Raw genomic sequence first — 21,177 nt, 5'->3', positions numbered from 1 at the left:
TAAACATAAACTTATGAGAATTTCATTTTGGAAAAGGAGTGGTATAGATGAAGGAACTTTGGGATGTGCTACGCCCAGAAGAACAGATCGAATTACAAATAAGAAGGTTGTATCAAGAGCATCATTTTCATCTATACCAATTAAACAGCTTTGAGGAATTTGAAGGCTATCAGCAACAGCGGAATTTTTTTAAAGATAGTACGATTATTACCTTTACCGGAAATGATGGTCGAACGATGGCTTTGAAGCCGGATGTAACGATTTCGATTGTAAAAAATACACCCTCAGGGGAGCGTCGTAAAGTTTATTACGTAGAAGATGTTTATCGTCAAGATCGTCAAGAGGGGGAATATCAAAAGATTCGTCAAGTGGGAATTGAGATTATTGACAACATCGGACAAAAAGATGAACTTGAGGTTCTGCGTTTGGCTTGGCAGAGTCTAGCCTTAGTAGGCGAAGGAACCTTAGACCTTTCTCACATGGGGATAATCAATGCAATTTGCGAACAATTCCCTGAAGAGGAGCGGGATCAGGTTCTGAAAGCTTTACAGCATAAAAGCTCGCATGCCATGGATGAATTGACTCAGAAATACAATTTGCCAAAAGAAGAAAGTGAGAACTTAGGAAAATTACTGCGACTTTCTGGTAAGTTTGAACAGTTTTACGAAAAAGCACGTGGGTTGCTATCTACATTGCCTAAAGCACAAGCTGCACTAGATGAGTTGAAGGAATTACACGATCAGTTGACAAGTGACTCTGAGTTGTCTTCGTTGATTCGTTTGCGACTAGACTTTTCAATTATGAACGATGCGGATTATTACAGCGGATTATTGTTCCAAGGATTTATTAAGGAATCAAAGGAAACCATTCTTCATGGCGGACGTTATGACCTCCTGCTAAAACGCCAGGGAAAAAGTCAAGGTGCGATTGGGTTTGGTATGAAGCTGAATCATGTGGGTGAAAAAAAAGCACCGAAGGACTCCGAGTATTTAAACATCGCCTTACCAAAAGGACGGATGGGAGATACGGTCTATCAATTATTTACCAAAGCCGGAATTGCCAGCGAGGGAGTTTTCGAAGACAATCGCAAGCTGATTTTTGTTGATGAAACAAATAAATTACGCTTTTTCTTAGTGAAACCTAGTGATGTAGCGATCTATGTGGAGCATGGTGCCGCTGATATAGGGGTTGTTGGCAAAGATATATTGATGGAGAATTACGCACATGTTATTGAGTTTTTAGATCTACACCTAGGAGAATGTCGAATTGCAGTGGCGGCCTGCAATGATTTCGTAGAGGATGAAAGTAGACCGTTGAGAGTTTCAACGAAGTACTCCAACATTACACGAGATTATTATGACAGCTTAGGCCGTTCGATTGAGTTGATTGGATTGCATGGTTCGATTGAATTAGCGCCATTATTAGATTTATCAGACGTAATTGTCGATATCGTGGAAACAGGTACTACTTTGAAGGAGAACAATTTAAAGGTGATTCAGGATATCGCACCCTCTTCTGCACGGTTAATTATTAACCCTGCTACTTGGCGTTTTAAGCAAGCACGCATTCAGGAGGTTATTGAGAAAGTGAGGCAGGAAATTTGAGAATCTTTTCAACTGTAAAACAAACGCAGGAAGAAATTTTGGCGCGAAAAATGTCTGAATCCGTCGATGTTTCGGCTACTGTATCTGAAATAGTAACGAAGGTTAAAACTGGCGGAGATCAGGCGATAAAACAACTGACAAAAGAAATCGATGGTGTTGAACTCGCTGATTTGCGGGTAGTAGCTGCGGATATTGAAGCTAGTGTGAATGAGATTTCTAGTGAGTTGCTCGCTGTTTTGAAAAAAGCCAAAGAAAATATTACGGCTTACCACGAAAAGCAGGTTCGCCAGGGATTTGTCTCAACCTCGGAACAAGGAATTGTCATGGGACAACGTGTATTACCCTTAGAAACGGTGGGCGTTTATGTGCCCGGCGGAACAGCAGCTTATCCCAGTACGGTATTAATGGATGTATTGCCAGCTAAAATTGCTGGGGTGAAGCGAATCGTTATGATCACTCCTCCAAGCAAAGAAGGAAAATTAGCACCAGCTATTCTCGCGGCTGCACACGTTGCTGGTGTGGATGAAATTTATCAAGTCGGTGGAGCGCAAGGTGTGGCTGCACTAGCCTATGGAACGGAAACGATTCCGGCAGTTGACAAAATTGTTGGACCGGGAAATATTTATGTTGCAACAGCGAAACGTATGGTTTACGGCTTGGTTGATATTGATATGATCGCAGGTCCAAGTGATGTCTTGATTGTGGCGGATGACAGTGCCAATCCTGAATGGTTAGCCGCGGATTTAATTGCTCAGGCCGAGCATGATCCCTTGGCGCAGGCCATTTTGATTACAACCTCAGAGTCAATGATAAAAGCAGTGGATCAAGCAGTACAACAGCAATTAGTTGACCTGCCGAGACAAGCAATTGCTCAGCAATCATTGGACAATAATGGGAAACTGATTTTAACTCGGGATTTAGACGAGGCCATTTCCTTAGCAAATCAGGTGGCACCAGAACATTTGGAGTTAGCAGTTGATCAACCTTTTGGACTATTAGGAAAAGTAAGAAATGCCGGCAGTGTCTTTTTAGGCCATTACACGCCTGAGGTTTTAGGTGATTATTTTGCTGGACCAAACCATACTTTGCCAACGGAAGGAACCGCTCGCTTTTATTCCCCTTTGTCGGTAGACGATTATGTGAAGAAAAGCAGCTATCTTTACTATACACCAGAAGCATTGGCAGAGGCAGGCCCTTCCGTTGAATTATTTGCTAAAACGGAACACTTAGATGGCCATGCCCGTTCAATGGCGATTCGATTAAGGGGGGAAAAGGAATGAATTTCTTACATTCAAAATATGCTCATTTAGTTCCTTATACACCTGGAGAGCAACCAAAAGAATCTAACTTTATTAAGCTGAATACGAATGAAAGTCCTTATGAGCCAGCACCATCAGTTATGGAGGCAGTTAAGGCAGCAGCTCATACGTTAAACCGTTACTCCGATACTGCTGTAAGAATTGTTGTTGACCCCTTAGCAAAGCAGTTAGGAGTCAAAGCGGACCAAGTTATTTTAGGGAATGGCAGCGATGAAATTTTATCCTTTATTTTCCAAGCGTTCACCGAAAAAGGGATGTCTTTTCCAGATGTAACCTATGGCTTTTATGCTATCTATTGTGATATGTATCAAGCGCAGGCCAATGTGGTACCTTTGATGGAAGATTTTACCTTAGATTTATCGGCTTATGATGCATTGGCAGGAACTGTAATTATTGCTAATCCCAATGCACCAACGGGTTTGCTGCTTTCCTGTGAGGAAATATGCGACTTCTTGAAACGACATCCGGATCGTTTGTTGGTGGTGGATGAAGCGTATATTGATTTCGGTGGTCAATCAATGATTGCCCACATTGAAGAGTTTGATAATCTGTTGGTGGTAGGTACCTTTTCGAAATCACGTCAGTTGGCGGGAGCACGTTTAGGTTATGCTGTAGGGAACAGTCAATTGATTGGGAATCTGAATCAGATCAAATACAGTGTGAATCCCTACAATATCAATGCAATGACCCAGGCTGCGGGGGCTGCAGTGTTAGCCAAGCAGGATTATGTGGACCAATGTATCAAGAAGACGATTGAAGTAAGAAAGTGGAGTACACAGGAATTGAAAAAACGAGGCTTTGAAATGACAGACAGCTATTGCAATTTCCTGTTTGCCAAACATTCTGAATTTGCTGGCGAAACGTTATTTGAGGCGTTGCGAGAACAAAAAATCTTAGTCCGCTGGTTTAATCAACCGCGTACAAAGGACTATTTACGTATTTCAATTGGAACCAAAGAACAAATGGAACGCTTGATGGATGCCGTGGATCGAATTTTGGAAGGAGCCAACTAATGAGAAAAGCAGAAGTGACGCGCAATACCTCGGAAACGAAGATTCAACTCCAATTAGCTGTGGACGGAACTGGCCAACAAAATATTAAAACAGGTATTGGTTTTCTAGACCACATGCTGGAATTGTTTACTCGTCATGGCCGTTTTGACTTAGAGCTGGTCTGTGACGGCGATATCGAAGTGGATGCCCATCATACAACGGAGGATGTAGGGATTGCGATTGGTCGTGCCTTTTCTGAAGCTTTGGGCGAACGTCGCGGAATTAAGCGCTATGGCAGTATGATGCTTCCGATGGATGAAGCCTTGGTGATGACTGCTTTAGATATCAGTGGACGTGGAATGGCCGTCGTTGAGCTGGATATTCCTACCGAAAAAATTGGCCAACAGTTTGATACGGAGCTGGTTGAGGAGTTCTTCATTGCTTTTGCTCGTGAATTAGGAGCAACCATTCACTTACATCAAATTGCTGGCAAAAATAGTCATCATATTGTTGAAGCCTGCTTTAAAGGATTTGGTCGAGCATTAGGCGAAGCAGTCACCATCAATCAGGCGGCGCCAGATGAAATTCCTTCAACTAAAGGAACGATTATCTAGAAAGGGAGAATCTGATGATAGCGATTATTGATTATGGTGTCGGCAATTTATTCAGTTTAACCCGCTCGTTGGAATATATTGGCGAGAAGAGTATTGTAACAAGAGACTTAAGTATCCTAGAAGCGGCTGATCACATTATTCTACCTGGTGTTGGAGCTTTTGGGGATGCAATTGAAAAATTAGAGCAGCTGGAATTAATTGCGCCAATTCAGCAATTAGCAGCCAGCGGAAAACCCTTCTTAGGGATTTGTTTAGGGATGCAGTTGCTATTCGAAACGAGTGAAGAATTCGGCAATTATCGAGGGCTAGGATTGATTCCTGGAAAGATTGTTTCTATGACAGAGGCCTTTCGAAAACAGGCGATTGATTTGAAGGTACCGCAAATTGGCTGGAACCAATTGGAAATTTTGCAAGAGGATTGCCCGCTGGTTCGCGCTATCCAACAAGGCGATTATGTTTATTATGTGCATAGCTTCTATGGAGCGGATTGCGAAGACTCACTGGTTGCAGTTAGCGATTATGGTGTCAAAATTCCCGGGATTGTCCAAAAGGAAAATGTCATGGGGACTCAGTTTCATCCAGAAAAAAGCGGCGATGTCGGATTGAAAATTCTTAAAGCATTTGCGGAGGTGGGAAAATGAAAATCTTTCCAGCAATCGATTTATTAAATCAAAAGGTCGTTCGTTTGTATCAAGGAGACTACGATCAGCAGGAAATCTTTGGTGATGATCCAGCAGCTTTTGCCAAGTCCTTTGAGGAGGCGGGAGCAAAATATCTGCATTTGGTCGATTTGGATGGTGCTAAGGCTGGGAAGCTGCACTATTTCGAAATTGCGAAGCAAATTGTTGAACAAACCAACTTGTTTGTCGAAGTTGGCGGTGGCATTCGCGATGAAGCAACGATTCAACATTGTCTGGATGCTGGAGTGGATCGAGTAATTTTAGGAACAATTGCGCAAAAAGATCCTGAGTTTACACAAGCTATGCTGGCAAAGTATAGCGAGAAAATTGCCATTGGAGTAGATGCTAAAGAGGGGAAAGTAGCAGTAGAGGGCTGGTTGGAAAAAACCGAAACCGATGCTTTTGAATTCTGTCAGCAGCTGCAACGCTGGGGAGCAAAGACCATTATTTTCACGGAGATTTCCCGGGATGGGACAGGTCAAGGAATTAATATTCCTTTGTACCAAAAACTGAATGAATTAGATTTGGAAATTGTGGCTTCTGGCGGAGTAGCCAGTTTAGCGGATATTGAACAATTAAAGGCGATTCAGATTGGTGGAGCAATTGTCGGCAAATCCCTTTATAATGGTAGCTTGAAGCTAGAGGATGTCTTGGCAGCCGGCAAGGAGGAGAACTAATGCTCGCAAAACGAATTATTCCTTGTTTGGATGTCCGGGATGGCCGAGTAGTCAAGGGGGTAAACTTTGCTGGGCTGAAGGATGTGAATGATCCAGTTACTTTGGCACGGTTTTACAATGAGCAGGGAGCGGATGAATTAGTTTTCTACGATATTACAGCTTCAGCCGAAGATCGTGAGCTGTTTACTGATATTTTAGAGGCTGTTGCCTCAGAGGTATTTATTCCTTTAACTGTGGGCGGCGGAATTAATGAAGTAGCTGATTTTGAACGGGTATTAAATTGTGGTGCCGATAAAGTCAGTGTTAATTCTGGGGCTTTGCGAAATCCTCAACTGATTGAGGATGGGGCCAAGCGTTACGGCAGTCAATGTGTGGTTCTTTCGGTTGATATTCGAAAGGTAGGCGATCAGTGGCGGGTTTTTGCTAAGGGTGGTCGCGAAGATACTGGTTTGGACGCGTTAGAATGGATCAAAAAAGGCGAAGCATTAGGTGCCGGCGAGCTGGTAATTAACAGCATGGATACGGATGGCGTGAAGCAGGGATTTGATTTACCTTTGTTAACAGCGGTTAGTGAAATCAGCGCATTACCGATTGTTGCCTCTGGAGGAGCCGGAAACAGTGAAGATTTTTATCGCTTGTTCCAGCTGCCCAATATTGAAGCAGGCTTAGCAGCTTCGATTTTCCATTATGGCGAAGTAAAAATTCCTGATTTAAAGCGTCAATTAACAGAAAAAGCAATTCCAATGCGAATTGTTTAGAGGAGGAAGCAGATGGAACTGAAATTTGATGAACAAGGCTTAATCCCAGTTATTGTACAGGATGCCCAAACCAATCAAGTCTTGACCTTGGCTTATATGAATCAAGAAAGTTTAACCTTAACGTTGAAGGATCGTTTAATGACCTTTTATTCTCGCAGCCGTCAAGAGTTATGGCGCAAAGGAGAAACTAGTGGGAACTACCAGCATTTAGTCTCTTTGACCGCTGATTGCGATCAAGATGCCTTAGTTGCTAAGGTGACCAAGGATGGGCCTGCCTGCCATATTGGTTCAGAAAGCTGCTTTACTGAACAGCTTTTTGGTGAGCAGGAGCAGGAGAAAGTTCAACTAACTGATCTTTATCAATTAATTAAGGAGCGCAAGACGTCACCAAAGGAAGGTAGTTATACCAGCTACTTGTTCGATAAGGGGTTAGAAAAGATTTTGAAAAAAATTGGTGAAGAATCTACCGAAGTTGTTATTGGAGCAATGAAGGCAGATCGTCAGGAAACTGTTTTTGAAGCAGCGGATTTAACTTATCATATGCTAGTGCTTTTAGTGGAAATGGGCATTACGGTAGAAGAGGTTCAGCAGGAATTAGCCAAACGGCATGTCGTCGATCATAAGGTGAAGCAAGAAACGTTAAAATAGGGGGAAGTTTCATGTTCTATTCAAACGCACATACCCACAGCACCTGGTGTGATGGTAAGGATACGATGCAATCGATGGCTGAGGCAGCTATTCAATTAGGTTTTACTGACTTAGGCTTTACCAGCCATTCTTCAGCACCCTTTGATCCTTCTTGTCCTGGCGTTGCTGATGAATCAGGGTACCAAAAGGAGGCCCATGGACTGCAGGAGCAATTCAAGGATTATTTGACGATTCGTTTAGGTTTGGAATGGGACTACTATAGTCCAGATCCACAGATTGGCTATGACTATTTTGTGGGGTCGGTGCATTACTTACCACCAAGAAATGGCGTCTATCGTTCAGTTGATGAAAGTCCAGAAACGCTGATGGAAACTTTGCGGGACTGGTATGGCGGCGACAATCTGTTAATGATTCAGGACTACTACGACACCGTAGTGAGTCATATTCAACAGCATCAGCCGAAAATCGTCGGGCACTTTGATCTGATTACAAAGTTCAATGAGAAGGCCTCTTGGTTTGATGATAAAAGCAGCGCATACCAGAAGATTGCTTTGAAGGCATTAGATAACGTAATTGATTTGGTTCAATCCTATGGCGGTTTGGTAGAAGTGAATACTGGAGCCATTTCTCGTAATTGGCGAACACAGCCTTATCCGGATTGTTTCTTGCTGCAGCAGCTGCAGTTAAGAGAATGCCCGGTGATTGTCACTAGTGACAGTCATGAAACAAATACGTTAAATTTTCATTTTAAAGAGACTGGTGAACTATTGAAGTCCTTAGGTTTTACCTCGACGGTTCAATTAAAGGATGGCGAATTTCAAAAAATTTCGTTTTAAGCTAAATACGATTTGACAAACCATAGGAAAAGTCGATATTATAGTAGCAAGTTGAATAGGTGCGTTGAGCAAAAAAAGAAGTTCATCCCTCAGTGAAGCGAGTTCGGGTCAGTGGAAGCCGAATGTGATATGAATTTTCCCGGCGTTTGTGAGCACAGTAGTTGAAAGCTGCCAAGTTTTTTTGACTTGGAAGTAGGGTGGAACCGCGTTAATACGTCCCTATGTCTATTGCAGACATAGGGCTTTTTCATGTTTTTAGAACATTCAAGGAGGAAAATAAATGAGTAAACGATCCATGCAAGACATTATTTTGACATTGCAAAAATTTTGGTCCGACAATGGTTGTATGCTGATGCAGGCCTATGACACAGAAAAGGGTGCCGGAACGATGAGTCCTTATACCTTTTTACGGGCAATTGGACCAGAACCTTGGCGGGCAGCTTACGTGGAGCCATCACGTCGGCCAGCGGATGGACGCTACGGAGAAAATCCCAACCGTTTGTATCAGCACCATCAGTTTCAGGTAGTGATGAAGCCTTCACCAGAGAATATTCAAGAGCTGTACTTAGACAGCTTGCGCTTACTGGGAATTGATCCACTGGAGCATGATATTCGCTTTGTAGAGGACAACTGGGAAAACCCATCAATGGGCTGTGCAGGACTAGGCTGGGAAGTTTGGCTAGATGGAATGGAAATCACCCAATTTACTTATTTCCAACAAGTTGGCGGACTACCTTGTCATCCTGTAACAGCTGAATTAACTTATGGTTTGGAACGTTTGGCTTCTTATATTCAAGAAGTGGAAAGTGTCTACGATCTGCAATGGTCAGATGATGTAAAATATGGCGAAATCTTCAAGCAGCCAGAATATGAACATTCAAAATATTCCTTTGAAGTTAGTGACCAAAAGATGCTGCTGGATAACTTTGATAAATTCGAAAAGGAAGCACAACGATGCATTGATGAAGATTTAGTGCATCCGGCCTATGATTACATTTTAAAATGCAGTCATACCTTTAACCTACTAGATGCGCGCGGAGCCGTTTCAGTCACTGAACGGGCAGGCTACTTGGCACGTATTCGTAATATGGCACGAGCTGTTGCGAAAATCTTTGTGGCAGAACGTGAAAAATTAGGATTCCCATTGTTAAATCATGAGGAGGGCAAATAAAAATGGCAAAAGATCTATTATTAGAAATCGGTTTAGAAGAAATGCCTGCCCATGTGGTTTGGCCCAGCAGTAAACAGCTGGAAGAACGTGTAGTGAAATTTTTAGAAGAAAATAGTTTAACCTTTGATTCAGTGGAAAGCTTTTCGACCCCTCGTCGTTTGGGGATTCGAGTAACCAATATTCCTGATCGTCAAGAAGATGTTCAAGAAGAAGTTAAAGGGCCAGCTAAGAAGATTGCTCAGGACACAGAGGGGAATTGGAGCAAGGCAGCAGAAGGGTTTGTTCGTGGGCAAGGTTTGACCACGGATGCGATTACTTTCCGTGAAGTGAATGGTGTCGAATATGTTTATGTAACGAAGTATATTCATGGAAAAGAAAGCAACGAAGTGTTAACGCAATTAGATAAAGTTATCACTAGTATGACCTTCCCAGTAACTATGCATTGGGGCGATACTACTTTTGAATACATTCGTCCAATTCACTGGATTGTCGCTTTATTGGATGAAGAAGTGATCCCTTTTGAAATTTTAGATGTGAAAACGGGTCGTGAAACCCGCGGACATCGTTTCTTAGGTGACAACGCGGTAATCAATGAGCCAAAAGAATACGAAGAAAAATTGAAGGAACAATTTGTCATTGCGAATGCCCAAGAGCGCCAACAAATGATTATTGATCAAATCAATCAATTGGCTGCCGAGAATAAATGGCAAATTGATCTGGATGCGGATCTTTTAGAAGAAGTAAGTAATTTGGTTGAATATCCAACTGTTTTTGTGGGCGACTACGAAGAGCGCTTCTTATCCGTTCCTGAAGAAGTTTTAGTCACTTCCATGAAGGAACATCAACGCTATTTTGATGTTCGTAATCAAAAAGGAATCTTGCTTCCTCACTTTATTTCTGTACGTAACGGGAATAATGTTAAGCTGGACAATGTCATTAAAGGAAATCAAAAAGTACTAACCGCTCGCTTGGAGGATGCGGACTTTTTCTACGAAGAGGACAAAAAGCTCTCTATTGATGCTTGTGTTGAAAAACTGAAAAACGTAACCTTCCATGAAAAAATCGGCAGCATCTATGAAAAAATGCAGCGGGTTGGCAAAATTAGTCAGCTGATTGGTAAGCAAGTAGGCTTAACAGAGGACGAATTAACTGATTTGCAGCGAGCTTCCGAGATTTATAAGTTTGACCTAGTCACTAACATGGTGGGTGAATTCCCTGAATTACAAGGGATCATGGGTGAGAAATATGCGTTGCTGCAAGGGGAAAAACCAGCAGTTGCTCAGGCTGTTCGAGAGCATTACCTGCCGATTTCAGCTGAAGGTGATTTGCCTGAATCGAGTATCGGAGCAGTTTTAGCAGTAGCTGACAAGCTGGACAGTATTTTAGCCTTCTTTGCGGTAGAAATGATTCCAAGTGGTTCAAACGACCCATATGCTTTGCGTCGTCAAACTTATGGAATTGTACGTATTATTGAAAACAAAGGCTGGAGTTTCCCATTCCGAAAAGTTCAGCAAGTAGTGGCTGAAGCAATTAATGCAGATGAAGCCAGCTTTGGCATTCATTTCAATCAAGATCAACAAGCATTAGTGGACTTCTTCAAAGGCCGTTTACGCCAACGTCTGCAGCTGCAAAATATCCGTCATGACTTGATTGATGCAGTATTGGCATCGAAGCAGGATGACTTAACCCAAATTTTTGAAACGGCTCGTATTTTTGGTCAACATGTTAAGGATGTTGATTTCAAGGAATCGATGGAAGCTTTAACTCGGGTAATCAACTTAGCTAAGAAAGTAAATACTGAAGCGGTTGGTCAAAAGGTTGATCCAAAACTCTTTGAAAATGAGAGTGAAAAAGAATTATTTGCTGCGGTAAAATCTGCTTGTGATCAGTTTGGCGATCAATCCATGGCAGATAATTATGAAATGCTAGCAAACCTGCGTCCGGTGATTGAGCGCTACTTTAACGAAACGATGGTTATGGCAGAAGACGAAAAAGTCCGCAATAACCGATTAACTCAATTAGCACAGATTGCTGATATGGCGGAAGCTCTAGCAAGTATCGATAAAATCATTACAAAATAAGCAGAAAGAAACCTTCAGACAAACGCGTCTGAAGGTTTTTTTGCATTATAAAATGAGTTTTAATAGCACTGGGATATACACAAGATACAATAGAACCGAATAGCCTAATGAAGAAGCAGCGTATTCCTGATCACCGCCGTAAGATCGAGCGAGGATCGGTACGGAGTTTTGTACCGGCATGGCTGATTGAATGATAAAGACAGACAGCATCAGCTCAGGGACATGAATCCATTGCCCCAATAACCAAACAATTAACGGGGACAGCAAATAACGGCCTACTAAAACGCCAAGAATGTCCTTATTCAGCTTAAGGTTTCGAATTCCTACATTGTACACGATGATTCCGATGACAAACATTGACAAGGGTGTAGTTAAATTACCTAAGTAAGCAAAAAAGGTCGCAGCTTCATTCGGCATAGGCAGGCTAAGCAGTACCCAGCCAACGCCCACTAAAAATCCTAACAGAGCAGGTGAGAATATTTTTTTTAGAACCTGCAACGGATGAAAATGAACCGTTGCTTGTTCAATTTGCGGATGGTCTTTGGCTATCAAATAGATCCCGATGGTCCAAAATAAGGTAGTATTCACAATGTAATAGAGCAGGACATAGGGCACTGATTTCTCACCAAAGATAGCTAAATTAATCGGTAAGCCAATAAAAATCGTATTGGAGCAAGTAAACATTGTGGCGAAGGCTCCTTGGCGACCTTCTGAAACCTTGAATAGTTTGACATATAGGTAGCTGAAGGCAAAGGTCAGCAGCATGGAAATAAGCGGAATAATCATTCCACTGAATAATTGCAAAAATTCTTCACGGGAAAAGTTCTTGGTAATATTCAAAAACATATTGCAGGGAAGGGCAATTTGCAGCACCAATTTGGAGAAAACATCCCCCACTTGGTTGGTAAACCACTGTTTATAGGTCAAAAAATAGCCGATAAACATTAAAGCAAAAATTAAAAATATATTGATATATGCAGATAGCATGAACAACACCTCGCTTCAACTATACCGAAAAACCCCTCTCCCAACAAGATGAATTGGAAGAGGAGTGAAAATTTTCTTAGTTTTTTTGATACAATAACAAACCCGTCAAATTTTCGATCTGCTCCTCAATGCTTAAACCAACTGTCGTGTCCTTAATCAGAATACGGGTCAGTTCATGATCAATTACTTTTTTCAAAGAGGTTTGATCAGATTGCTTCTCTAGCAGATTCTCAACCGAGGTAAAGGGTTCATGAGTAACCAATTGGAAGCCATAGGAATTGTTCAATAGCGAGTACCCAGCAATGCCAGTAGTCTTCTGATAAGCCTTAGAAAGACCGCCATCAATCACAAACAGCATTCCTTCACCTTTAATGGGTGATTCGCCGCCCTTCACCTTCACCGGTGTATGACCGTTGATGATACGAGAGGCGGGTGAATAAAGACCAAACTCTTCTAAAATCATTTCGCAGATTTCTTTTTTATCCCGGAAAGAGTAGTAGCTGTTTTTTACTTCCAAATGCGTCTTTTTATCATTGATGAAGTAGCGCTCAAAGGTTGTCATGGCACTCTTTCCAAATTGGGGTGAGATTTTACCAGTCCAGCAATACCAGATCCAATCAGCATGTGGATTATCTGTACTTTGATCATTGCAACCTAACCGGATTTGGTTTTCGAAAAACTCCAGCAGGCCTTTGCCTTCATAAAGATCCTTGCCAACTTTTAGGGGTAGGAAGTTCCCCTTTTCATCCAATGGAATACAACCATGGAACAGCAAGTGTTGATTGTAAACCAAGTACATGGAGCCTTTGTCCAGTAAGAAATTCATATGTTCTTGCATTTTGACCGACATTTGGAAAGAGGCCATCAGCATATCCACTACATAATATTCCTGCTGAGTAAGGGCATAAGGGTCCTTTTGCACTGTTTTGAAACAGCTGCCCTGCAAAGGGTAAGTATCTTTGCCCAGTTTGATTGTATTGGACTTGAAATTGATCTGATTAAACATTAAACGATCTTCCATCTCAAATTCGGGATGACGTTGAATCAGCTGTCCTTCCAGTTTAAATTGTAAAATAGATAAAGCTTGGTGAACCTTTTCCAGCGTATCTAAACTTTCGATGGAATAGTCTGCGCTGCAATTTTTTTCTTTGGGTGTGAAGACCGGATTTTTTTCATAGTGCTCTTCAGCGTACATAAACAAAGGACGCAGATTTAAGGCATAAGCCTGTTCAATTTCATAAAGATAATTGTAACGGGCAGCAATTCGCAGCAGGGTTATTAGGCAGGCGCGAGAGCCGCCGTAAGCACCCATCCATAAAATATCGTGGTTGCCCCACTGAACGTCGACGGAGGGCTGCTGGCATAAACGGTCCATAATCTTGTCGGCGGCCGGTCCACGGTCGTAAATATCGCCAACGACATGCAGATGGTCTAAGACTAAGCGCTGAATACTGTTGCATAAAGCTATAATGAAAGGTTCACCCTGATCCAGCTCCAAAAGATGAGACATGATTTGGTCAAAGTAATCAGCTTTATCCTGATAATTAGTGTCAGTATACATTAACTCTTCAATAATATAAGCATATTGTTTTGGCAAAGCCTTTCTTACCTTTGAACGAGTATATTTGGTTGAAGAATAGCTCAGCAATTCTAACAATTGGCGTATTTTTTTGCGATACCAGGAACAATCCTTATGATCGAAGAAGGTATTGCTTGCTAATGCTTCTCGTGGGTAAGCTACTAAAATAGTCAGTTTGTCTTTTTCATGGGAAGTCAAACGGTCCTGAAACAGGCCGCTGATTTTCTCCTTGATGTTACCAGCTCCGGTACGCAGAATATGGTTAAAGGCATCGTACTCACCGTGAATATCGCTGATATACAATTCGGTTCCTTTAGGCAAGTGCATGATTGCTTCCAGATTAATTAATTCAGTCAAGATTGCTTCCTTGGTAGTGAATTCTTTTTCCAGCATTTGGTAATATTTTTCACGGGTAGACAGCATAAAAACCTCCAATTAATTTGGCAAATGGCTATCCATGTGTTCAGCAATCAGGGTAGCTGCCTCTTCAATGGATTTGTTGGTTACATCAAGTGAGAATGCCCCTAAATCATCAAAGACACCTAAAGCATAATCAAGCTCGTCTTTGATTCGTTTAATGTCGGCATAACGAGAATTTTCCTGCAGACCTAATGAATGCAAACGGCTGGTACGGATTTTTTGTTGTGTTTCGGGTTCAATAATTAAGCCTACCAGTTTTTCCTTTGGAACATCCTTAATTTGTTCAGGTAAGGGAACCTCTGGGATTAAAGGTAGATTAGCCACTTTATAGCGGTTATTAGCCAAATACATACTTAACGGTGTTTTCGAAGTGCGAGAGATTCCCAGCAAAACGATATCGGCTTCCATAAAGCCTTTTGGATCTTTTCCGTCATCATATTTCACTGCAAATTCAATGGCTTCCACTCGGTTAAAATATTCTTGGTTCAGTTTGTGGACGGTACCTGCCTCTTGTAAAGGAGCAATACCGGTTTTTTGATGAATGATTTCCATAAAAGGACACATTAAATCCATATATTGTAAGCCAGTTCGATCGCAAAAATCAGCAACAATCTTCGTTAAATTGCTGCTAACCAAAGTTGTAACAACAATCGCCCCGTCCTTTAGAGCATCACTTAAAATTTCTTTCAGCTCTTCTTCGTCCTTCATGAACGGGAAACGATAAGAAGTATCAAACTCAACATCAGGAAATTGTGCAGTAACAGCATTCACCAATTTTAAAGAAGTTTCGCCAACGGCATCAGAGATCATATACAACGGTACACTTTTTTTCATTATTATTTTCTCCTATCGATTAGTTTCTGTTTGTTTCGCTTGCTGCATAATATAATTGAAGATGCGTGATTTTGTAATTTTTCCAATGATTTTTTTCGGATCGTCATCGCTGACCACCGGCAAAGAATCCACTTGGTAATCCAGCAAAACTGCGCCAGCTTCTAAGACGGTATATTCTTTTGTACAGGTCCGGATATGTGGTGCACGGGTCATAACCACCGCAACCGGTGTATTCTGCAGATTGCTGTTCAAGGCTGCCCGCAATAAATCTTTTCGCGACAATAGTCCAACGAGATGCTGTTCCTTATCTGTCACATAAATAGAACCGACATCATACATGAACATATTAGTAATTGCATCGTGGATTGAGGTGTCTTGCGGAGTCAGCAGTGGTGAGAGCATAATATCACCAACGTTCACTGAAAAGATCTTATCGAACAAGAATTGTTCGATGCCGACACCGGTATAGGTATACCCAACTTTGGGGCTGGCCTCCAGCATACCGGCCATAGTTAGAAAAGAAAGGTCTGTACGCAAAGTTGCGTGTGAGATACCTAGATTTTCAGCAATCTTTTCTCCGCTTAACGGCTGCTCTTTTTTTACTATTTCGATGATTTTCTCTTGCCGTTCTGATAGCTTCATAAGTTCCTCCTATAGTACAGTGATTCATTCGTACATCAAATATTATACACTTATTCGCTATATAAACAACATAAACAGATGAATAAACGCATATTTATTTTGTATCGATAAAACAAAATCTTTTACGAAAAAGGCGATAAGCGTTATACTATTTTTGGTTAAATAGCCTGTTGGTCAAGGGGTCAAGACGCTGCGTTCTCAGCGCGGAATCACGGGTTCAAATCCCGTACAGGTTATACAGTGCTGCGGCAGTCGTTTTTTATTAACGATTGCGGCAGCTTTTTTTGAAACAAAAACTAGTTGAGGTGTGCAGCTCACGAAAAAAGTCAATATTTTCCAAGCCGGCAGTGTATACTCTTTTGTATACTAGGTAAAAGACAGGAGGCCGGGCGATGGCACAAGCCAAAAAGGTGATTTGTTACGACAAGCAATTACAGCTGGAGGCGTATACTTTTACTGGCGTTTCGCAAAATTTCCCTAATCACTTTCATGACTATTATGTAATTGGTCTAATCGAAGCAGGGGATCGTCGTTTGGTGGTGAATCAACAGGAATATATGATTGGACCAGGCGATCTCTTGACCTTCAATCCTTACGATAGGCATAGCTGCGAAGAAATTTCTGCCGGATGCTTGACCTATCGCTGTTTTAACATTAAAAAGGGAAAGATGAGTCACATCATGCAGGAGATTGGAGCCGTGGAAGAATTGCCTCATTTTCTTCAGCCTGTTCAAAAGCAACCTAGCACGGTTGATGATTTTACCAGAGTACATCAACTGGTGATGGCTGAACAAGAGGAAGGTGAAAAGGAATTACTCTTTTATTTATTGATGGAGGAATTTCTGCAAAATTTTACTTCCATGGAACAAACCGAACCACTTTTTGCCAAGCAAGAGGTAGAGCGAGTGTGCGACTATTTAGAACAGCATTATGGTGAGAAAATTACTCTGGATCAATTAAGTGAAATTGCTCATCTGAATAAGCATTCTTTGGTTCGCAATTTTACTCGTTACAAGGGGATTACGCCTTATCGCTATTTAGAAACGTTGCGCATTGATAAAGCGAAGAAGCTGTTGGAGCAAGGAAAAAGCTTGTTAGAAGCGGCTCAGCAAACGGGTTTTTACGACCAAAGTCACTTTGCAAATTATTTTAATCGTTTAATTGGACTAACCCCGAGCCAGTACCAGTCTGTCTTTTTAAAAATGAAGGAAAAAGAGGATCTGTATGACGAATGAACGAAAATGTGTCATGGTAGTAGATGAGAAGATGCCTATCGGGATTATTGCGAACAGTACAGCAGTAATGGGCGTTACGATTGGCAAACTATTCCCAGAGGTGGTGGGTCGAAATGTCTATGATCAAACCGGTTACGAGCATCAAGGAGTGATTGAATTTCCGATTCCGATTTTAAAAGGTAATAAAGCGTTTCTGAGAGAATTGAAAGAGAAAATGCAAGACTCGAAGTTTGAACAGGTAACAGTGGTTGATTTCTTTGATGCTGCTCAGAGCTGTAAGACCTATGAGGAATATATTGAGAAGATGAAGAATATTCCTGAATCAGCGCTGCAGTATTTTGGTTTAACCTTTTTTGGTCCTAAAAAACAAGTGAATCAATTAACCGGCAGTTTGCCTTTACTGAGATAAGTTAGAAGCTTTGCTGATTCGTGATTATTCGAGTCGGCAAAGCTTTTTTTGCGACAAAAAAACCTAGCTGCAGTGAGCTAGGTTCAATGAATTATTTACGTTTTTGTTTACCAGAATTACGACCATTAGCAGATTTCTTCGGCTGATTGACCGCTTTAGGCTTAATCGGCTCAGCCTTTTTCATGGTTTGTGGTGTTACAACTTGCTTCGGTGGATTCTTCGCCAATTCTTCTTTAATTTTTGCCTTGATCTTTGGACGCATCAATACATTGGTGATGAAGGTTTGGATACAGCTAAAAATACCCCCGACTACCCAGTATAGTCCCACACCAGCTGGTGAACTGAAGGTCATGAAGACAATCATTAATGGTGAAGCAATCATCATGCTGCGCATCGTCTTTTTCTGTTCTTCAGGAACGCCAATCAAAGAAATGTAGCTTTGCAGCAAATAGGCAATCCCAACAACAACAACCAATACATAACTTGGTTTTGCTAAATCAATACCTAAAAACACAGAGCTCTGAATCCCGGTAGAAAAACGGGCAGTATAATACAAAGCTGAGAAAATAGGCATTTGGATCAGCAACGGTAGACAACCAATGCCGCCCATCATGCTAACATTGTTTTCTTTGTAGACAGCCTGCATTTCTCTTTGGGCCTGTGCTTGCTCTTCAGGTGTTGAAGCTTCTTTTAATTTTGCTTGAGCGGCGTCCACTTGAGGCTTAATCGATTGCATTTTTTCTGTTTGAATTAGTGATTTTTTCGATTGGTTGATTCCTAAAGGCATAATAATCAATCGCACGATAATGGTTAAAACAATGATTGCCAAGCCGTAAGACCAATTAAAGTTTTGAACCATCCACTCCAAAAAACTCTCTAAAGGAACAACTAGGAAACGATAAACAATACCTGATGTATCTGGTTTTCCGTCACTGCCCATACGAACACAGCCAGATAGAAATACCACAAGACTTAGGAGACCCGTTCCAAGAAGCCATTTTTTCATTTTATTCATTTAATTCTTCCTCTGCTAATAAAATTTCACACAGGGAATACTATACTAAAGATCGGACCCCTTTTCAATTGTATTTCAAAAAAAGCCGATGGATTCAACGTTTTCTTAATAGATTACAGAGAATTTATCCCGATCTTTAATGGAGGAGTCCTCATACTTTTCCATGTGGTCTACTCGAGCAAAGGAATGGGGCGGTTGCTTAATCTTTTCTAAGAAGGTATCCACTTGTTCACTTGAGCCGATAGCTTTGATCGTTACGCTGCCATTGTCTTCATTTTTTACAGTTCCGGAAATACCAATTTCCTGAGCCAGTAGTTGTGTAGTATAGCGAAAGCCGACACCTTGGACACGTCCAGTTACATTAATATGCATTTTCATGATCTGATTCCTCCTTTTTTACTATCATAACGAGTTTTGCTGGCTGAGACAAGAAATCGCGTGCTATAATGCCAAAGAGGTGACGCAAGTTGAAAGAAATTCAATCAAACAAAAATCCATTTATCAAAGAAATCAAAAAATTGCAGCAAAAAAAATATCGTCAGCAAACCAATTCCTATATTCTGGAAGGCTTTCACCTAGTGCAGGAAGCTTTTAATGCGGGGGCGGAAATTCAAGAGGTTTTTGTCAATCCGCGAGGGCAAAAGGAATGGGCCGATTGGCTGGCTGAACGTTTTCCTGAGTATTATTTAGTTAGCGATGAAATACTGAAAATGCTAGCGGATCAACCGACACCTCAGGGGATGGCAGCTGTTGTTTCCATGACTGAGGATACGATCGAACAGTTTACTGGGGCATGGCTGTTGTTGGATCAGGTACAAGACCCAGGGAATGTCGGAACAATGATTAGAACTGCAGATGCTGCCGGCTTTAGCGGAGTTGTCTTAGGTGAAGGCACGGTTGATTTATATAATCCCAAAACCTTGCGCAGCATGCAAGGCAGTCATTTTCATTTGGCAGTAGTTTCCAGAAAGCTGCCAGAACTGATTTCTGAGTTGCAATCGCAGAAATTCACCATCTTCGGAACCGCCTTAGACAAAAACGCCAAAAATTATCAGACAGTGGATGTACAGGTTGATTTTGCTTTAGTGATGGGCAATGAGGGGCAAGGAATGCGTCCGGATTTGTTAGCCATGACAGATGCTAATCTTTATATTCCTATCAAGGGTCAGGCAGAGTCTTTGAACGTTGCGGTGGCTGCGGGCATCTTAATGTTTAAGTTAATTAAGTGATTGTGAAGAAAAATTCAGGCTTATTAAGGTTCCTTTAAAGTTCGGTATAAGTAAAGTAACTCACCTTTTTTCTTATCTGAAAGCGTGTTATACTACTAAACAGATACGAAAGAAAAGGGGCTTTGCATCAGATGAATTGGCAAGATGATAAAGAGTATATGTCCTATGTTGAAGATCTGCTAGCTACCAAAGAAGTACAAAGATTGGCAAATTACACCCAACACATGAATTCAACACGCTTGGAGCACTCAATTAGTGTCTCTTATAATAGCTATAAATTAGCAAAACGTTTGAATGGCAACGCGAAGGCAACAGCTCGCGCGGGACTATTACACGATTTGTTTTATTACGATTGGCACACAACTAAGTTTGATGAAGGGTCTCACGCTTACATGCATCCACGTATTGCAGTAAAGAATGCAGAAAAGATTACTGAATTATCTGCACTAGAGCGTGACATTATTATCAAACATATGTGGGGTGCAACTATTACACCACCTAAATACAAAGAGGGCTACATTGTGACAATGGTCGACAAATATTGCGCGATCAAAGAAGCAGCAGCACCACTTACTGCACGTTTGAACAAAAGACGTGTGAAAAAAGAAGTTATCTAAGAGCCTAGCAACTAGGCTCTTTTTTTGTTGGTTCTGCTCTTCGCAGTATCCAAAAGAACGATAACTACATAAAAATAGTTTCTTACTTTTCAAGTGTAAAAGTTGACGGAGAGTAAAGCTTCCGGCTACAATAAAAGAGGTGAGTTATAAGTAAACGACACCTTATCCCCACAATAGATGTGAGCGAGGAAGATAAATTTGATTGGAAAAGACAATTTAGTAAAACAGTTTACGTTAGCTTTATTTGGTACCTTTATCGCGGCACTAGGTATTCGCTTGATTGTAGTCAGCGGATTAGGGGCAGATGCAATCAGCACTTTGGTGTTAGGACTCCTGCAGCATATCCCACTACGCTTTGGTACAATCAGCTTGCTATTTAACGCCATCGTGTTAGTCATCATCTTTTTCTATGATCGCAGCATGGTTGGTATTGGTAGCGTTATCAATGGTTTTGGAGTAGGCTTGTGTTTGAATTTAATAGATTCACTCGGTTTGCTGCACACAATCCCCGAAGTATTAAACTATCCCTCAGTGGTGGTAGGAACTGTCGTGTTTGGTGTGGGAACGGGGATTTATCTTTTGGCAAATGCAGGGTCAGCTGCTTATGAGAGCTTAATGATTGTTCTGCAGCGGATACTTAAGGTGTCAGTGAAAACCGCTAGGATCATTCTGGATGGCAGCTTCTTTCTAGCAGGTTTTCTGCTAGGCGGTACAATTGGTTTTGGGACAGTGATTGTTTTAGTTTTGATGGGACCATCGCTGGAGCTGACCTTGAATTATTTGCCTAAATGGCGAATTTTTCGTACGCGAAAAGTCAATTAAAAAGCTGG

The 21,177-nt window shown here is 41.5% G+C and carries 22 protein-coding genes and 1 tRNA gene; 17 read left to right on the top strand and 6 right to left on the bottom strand.

All coding sequences use genetic code 11. The annotated features are described in order from the left end of the window. Positions 1-47: 47 nt before the first annotated feature. From hisG to glyS, 11 genes are all read left to right on the top strand, one after another. The gene (gene hisG, locus IGI46_RS17720; protein ID WP_429973918.1) at positions 48-1,604 is read left to right on the top strand and encodes an ATP phosphoribosyltransferase; all 1,557 of its coding nucleotides are present in this window, start codon (positions 48-50) and stop codon (positions 1,602-1,604) included. Beyond that, positions 1,601-2,884: a histidinol dehydrogenase gene (gene hisD / locus IGI46_RS17715; protein ID WP_429964258.1), complete on the top strand. Its 1,284-nt coding sequence runs from the start codon at positions 1,601-1,603 to the stop codon at positions 2,882-2,884. The genes hisG and hisD overlap by 4 nt, the downstream gene beginning before the upstream one ends. Continuing rightward, positions 2,881-3,936 (top strand): histidinol-phosphate transaminase, encoded by a 1,056-nt coding sequence (gene hisC / locus IGI46_RS17710; protein ID WP_429964257.1) that lies wholly within the window; start codon positions 2,881-2,883, stop codon positions 3,934-3,936. The genes hisD and hisC overlap by 4 nt, the downstream gene beginning before the upstream one ends. Further along, entirely contained in the window at positions 3,936-4,529 is a 594-nt protein-coding gene (gene hisB / locus IGI46_RS17705) for an imidazoleglycerol-phosphate dehydratase HisB (RefSeq protein WP_429964256.1), read from the top strand. The genes hisC and hisB overlap by 1 nt, the downstream gene beginning before the upstream one ends. Positions 4,530-4,543: 14 nt before the next feature. After that, positions 4,544-5,170, top strand: coding sequence for an imidazole glycerol phosphate synthase subunit HisH (hisH, locus tag IGI46_RS17700; RefSeq protein WP_429964255.1), 627 nt, complete (start codon positions 4,544-4,546; stop codon positions 5,168-5,170). Then, complete coding sequence (gene hisA / locus IGI46_RS17695) at positions 5,167-5,886, top strand: 1-(5-phosphoribosyl)-5-[(5-phosphoribosylamino)methylideneamino]imidazole-4-carboxamide isomerase (RefSeq protein WP_429964254.1); 720 nt, start codon at positions 5,167-5,169, stop codon at positions 5,884-5,886. The genes hisH and hisA overlap by 4 nt, the downstream gene beginning before the upstream one ends. Continuing rightward, complete coding sequence (gene hisF / locus IGI46_RS17690) at positions 5,886-6,644, top strand: imidazole glycerol phosphate synthase subunit HisF (protein WP_429964253.1); 759 nt, start codon at positions 5,886-5,888, stop codon at positions 6,642-6,644. Before hisA ends, hisF begins: the two co-directional genes overlap by 1 nt. Positions 6,645-6,656: 12 nt before the next feature. Further along, positions 6,657-7,292, top strand: coding sequence for a bifunctional phosphoribosyl-AMP cyclohydrolase/phosphoribosyl-ATP diphosphatase HisIE (gene hisIE / locus IGI46_RS17685; RefSeq protein ID WP_429964252.1), 636 nt, complete (start codon positions 6,657-6,659; stop codon positions 7,290-7,292). A gap of 11 nt (positions 7,293-7,303) precedes the next feature. Next, positions 7,304-8,128 carry a histidinol-phosphatase HisJ family protein gene (locus IGI46_RS17680; protein WP_429964251.1) on the top strand — a complete coding sequence of 275 codons (825 nt, stop codon included), beginning with the start codon at positions 7,304-7,306 and terminating at the stop codon, positions 8,126-8,128. A gap of 280 nt (positions 8,129-8,408) precedes the next feature. Continuing rightward, on the top strand, positions 8,409-9,299 hold the full coding sequence (gene glyQ / locus IGI46_RS17675) for a glycine--tRNA ligase subunit alpha (protein ID WP_207704793.1): 891 nt from the start codon (positions 8,409-8,411) through the stop codon (positions 9,297-9,299). 2 nt (positions 9,300-9,301) lie between these two features. Then, positions 9,302-11,380, top strand: a complete 2,079-nt coding sequence (glyS, locus tag IGI46_RS17670; RefSeq protein ID WP_429964250.1) for a glycine--tRNA ligase subunit beta — start codon at positions 9,302-9,304, stop codon at positions 11,378-11,380. Positions 11,381-11,425: 45 nt separating this feature from the next. Here the strand turns inward: glyS and IGI46_RS17665 are convergent, their stop codons facing one another. The 4 genes from IGI46_RS17665 to IGI46_RS17650 all read right to left on the bottom strand — a co-directional run bounded on the left by IGI46_RS17665 (position 11,426) and on the right by IGI46_RS17650 (position 15,842). Next, positions 11,426-12,367 (bottom strand): AEC family transporter, encoded by a 942-nt coding sequence (locus IGI46_RS17665; RefSeq protein WP_429964249.1) that lies wholly within the window; start codon positions 12,365-12,367, stop codon positions 11,426-11,428. A gap of 76 nt (positions 12,368-12,443) precedes the next feature. Next, positions 12,444-14,369, bottom strand: coding sequence for a fructose-1,6-bisphosphatase (locus IGI46_RS17660; protein WP_429964248.1), 1,926 nt, complete (start codon positions 14,367-14,369; stop codon positions 12,444-12,446). Positions 14,370-14,381: 12 nt separating this feature from the next. Beyond that, the gene (locus tag IGI46_RS17655) at positions 14,382-15,200 is read right to left on the bottom strand and encodes a pyruvate, water dikinase regulatory protein (RefSeq protein WP_207704797.1); all 819 of its coding nucleotides are present in this window, start codon (positions 15,198-15,200) and stop codon (positions 14,382-14,384) included. A 12-nt stretch (positions 15,201-15,212) separates the two neighbouring features. Then, complete coding sequence (locus tag IGI46_RS17650) at positions 15,213-15,842, bottom strand: helix-turn-helix transcriptional regulator (protein WP_429973917.1); 630 nt, start codon at positions 15,840-15,842, stop codon at positions 15,213-15,215. Between the two features lie 164 nt (positions 15,843-16,006). Here IGI46_RS17650 and IGI46_RS17645 point away from each other — a divergent pair. The 3 genes from IGI46_RS17645 to IGI46_RS17635 all read left to right on the top strand — a co-directional run bounded on the left by IGI46_RS17645 (position 16,007) and on the right by IGI46_RS17635 (position 17,486). Further along, a tRNA-Glu gene (locus IGI46_RS17645) sits at positions 16,007-16,078 on the top strand. A 156-nt stretch (positions 16,079-16,234) separates the two neighbouring features. Continuing rightward, positions 16,235-17,077 carry a helix-turn-helix domain-containing protein gene (locus IGI46_RS17640; protein WP_429964246.1) on the top strand — a complete coding sequence of 281 codons (843 nt, stop codon included), beginning with the start codon at positions 16,235-16,237 and terminating at the stop codon, positions 17,075-17,077. Further along, a complete protein-coding gene (locus IGI46_RS17635) occupies positions 17,067-17,486 on the top strand; it encodes a DUF2000 domain-containing protein (protein WP_429964245.1) in 420 nt (139 codons plus the stop codon). Before IGI46_RS17640 ends, IGI46_RS17635 begins: the two co-directional genes overlap by 11 nt. A 91-nt stretch (positions 17,487-17,577) precedes the next feature. On the opposite strand, the gene yidC is transcribed toward IGI46_RS17635, so the two are convergent. Next, positions 17,578-18,501, bottom strand: a complete 924-nt coding sequence (gene yidC / locus IGI46_RS17630; protein WP_429964244.1) for a membrane protein insertase YidC — start codon at positions 18,499-18,501, stop codon at positions 17,578-17,580. 105 nt (positions 18,502-18,606) lie between these two features. Further along, positions 18,607-18,879 carry an acylphosphatase gene (locus IGI46_RS17625; RefSeq protein WP_429964243.1) on the bottom strand — a complete coding sequence of 91 codons (273 nt, stop codon included), beginning with the start codon at positions 18,877-18,879 and terminating at the stop codon, positions 18,607-18,609. Positions 18,880-18,968: 89 nt separating this feature from the next. Between IGI46_RS17625 and IGI46_RS17620 the strand changes: the two genes are divergently transcribed. The 3 genes from IGI46_RS17620 to IGI46_RS17610 all read left to right on the top strand — a co-directional run bounded on the left by IGI46_RS17620 (position 18,969) and on the right by IGI46_RS17610 (position 21,169). After that, positions 18,969-19,730, top strand: coding sequence for a TrmH family RNA methyltransferase (locus IGI46_RS17620; RefSeq protein WP_429964242.1), 762 nt, complete (start codon positions 18,969-18,971; stop codon positions 19,728-19,730). Between the two features lie 131 nt (positions 19,731-19,861). Then, on the top strand, positions 19,862-20,347 hold the full coding sequence (locus IGI46_RS17615; protein ID WP_207704804.1) for an HD domain-containing protein: 486 nt from the start codon (positions 19,862-19,864) through the stop codon (positions 20,345-20,347). A gap of 198 nt (positions 20,348-20,545) precedes the next feature. Then, a complete protein-coding gene (locus IGI46_RS17610) occupies positions 20,546-21,169 on the top strand; it encodes a YczE/YyaS/YitT family protein (RefSeq protein WP_429964241.1) in 624 nt (207 codons plus the stop codon). Positions 21,170-21,177 lie beyond the last annotated feature (8 nt).

Source organism: Enterococcus sp. AZ163, assembly GCF_050498925.1.
Lineage (GTDB): Bacteria > Bacillota > Bacilli > Lactobacillales > Enterococcaceae > Enterococcus_A > Enterococcus_A ferrettii.
Note: the sequence above shows the minus strand (reverse complement) of the source record. Positions and strands in the feature narration are given on the sequence as shown.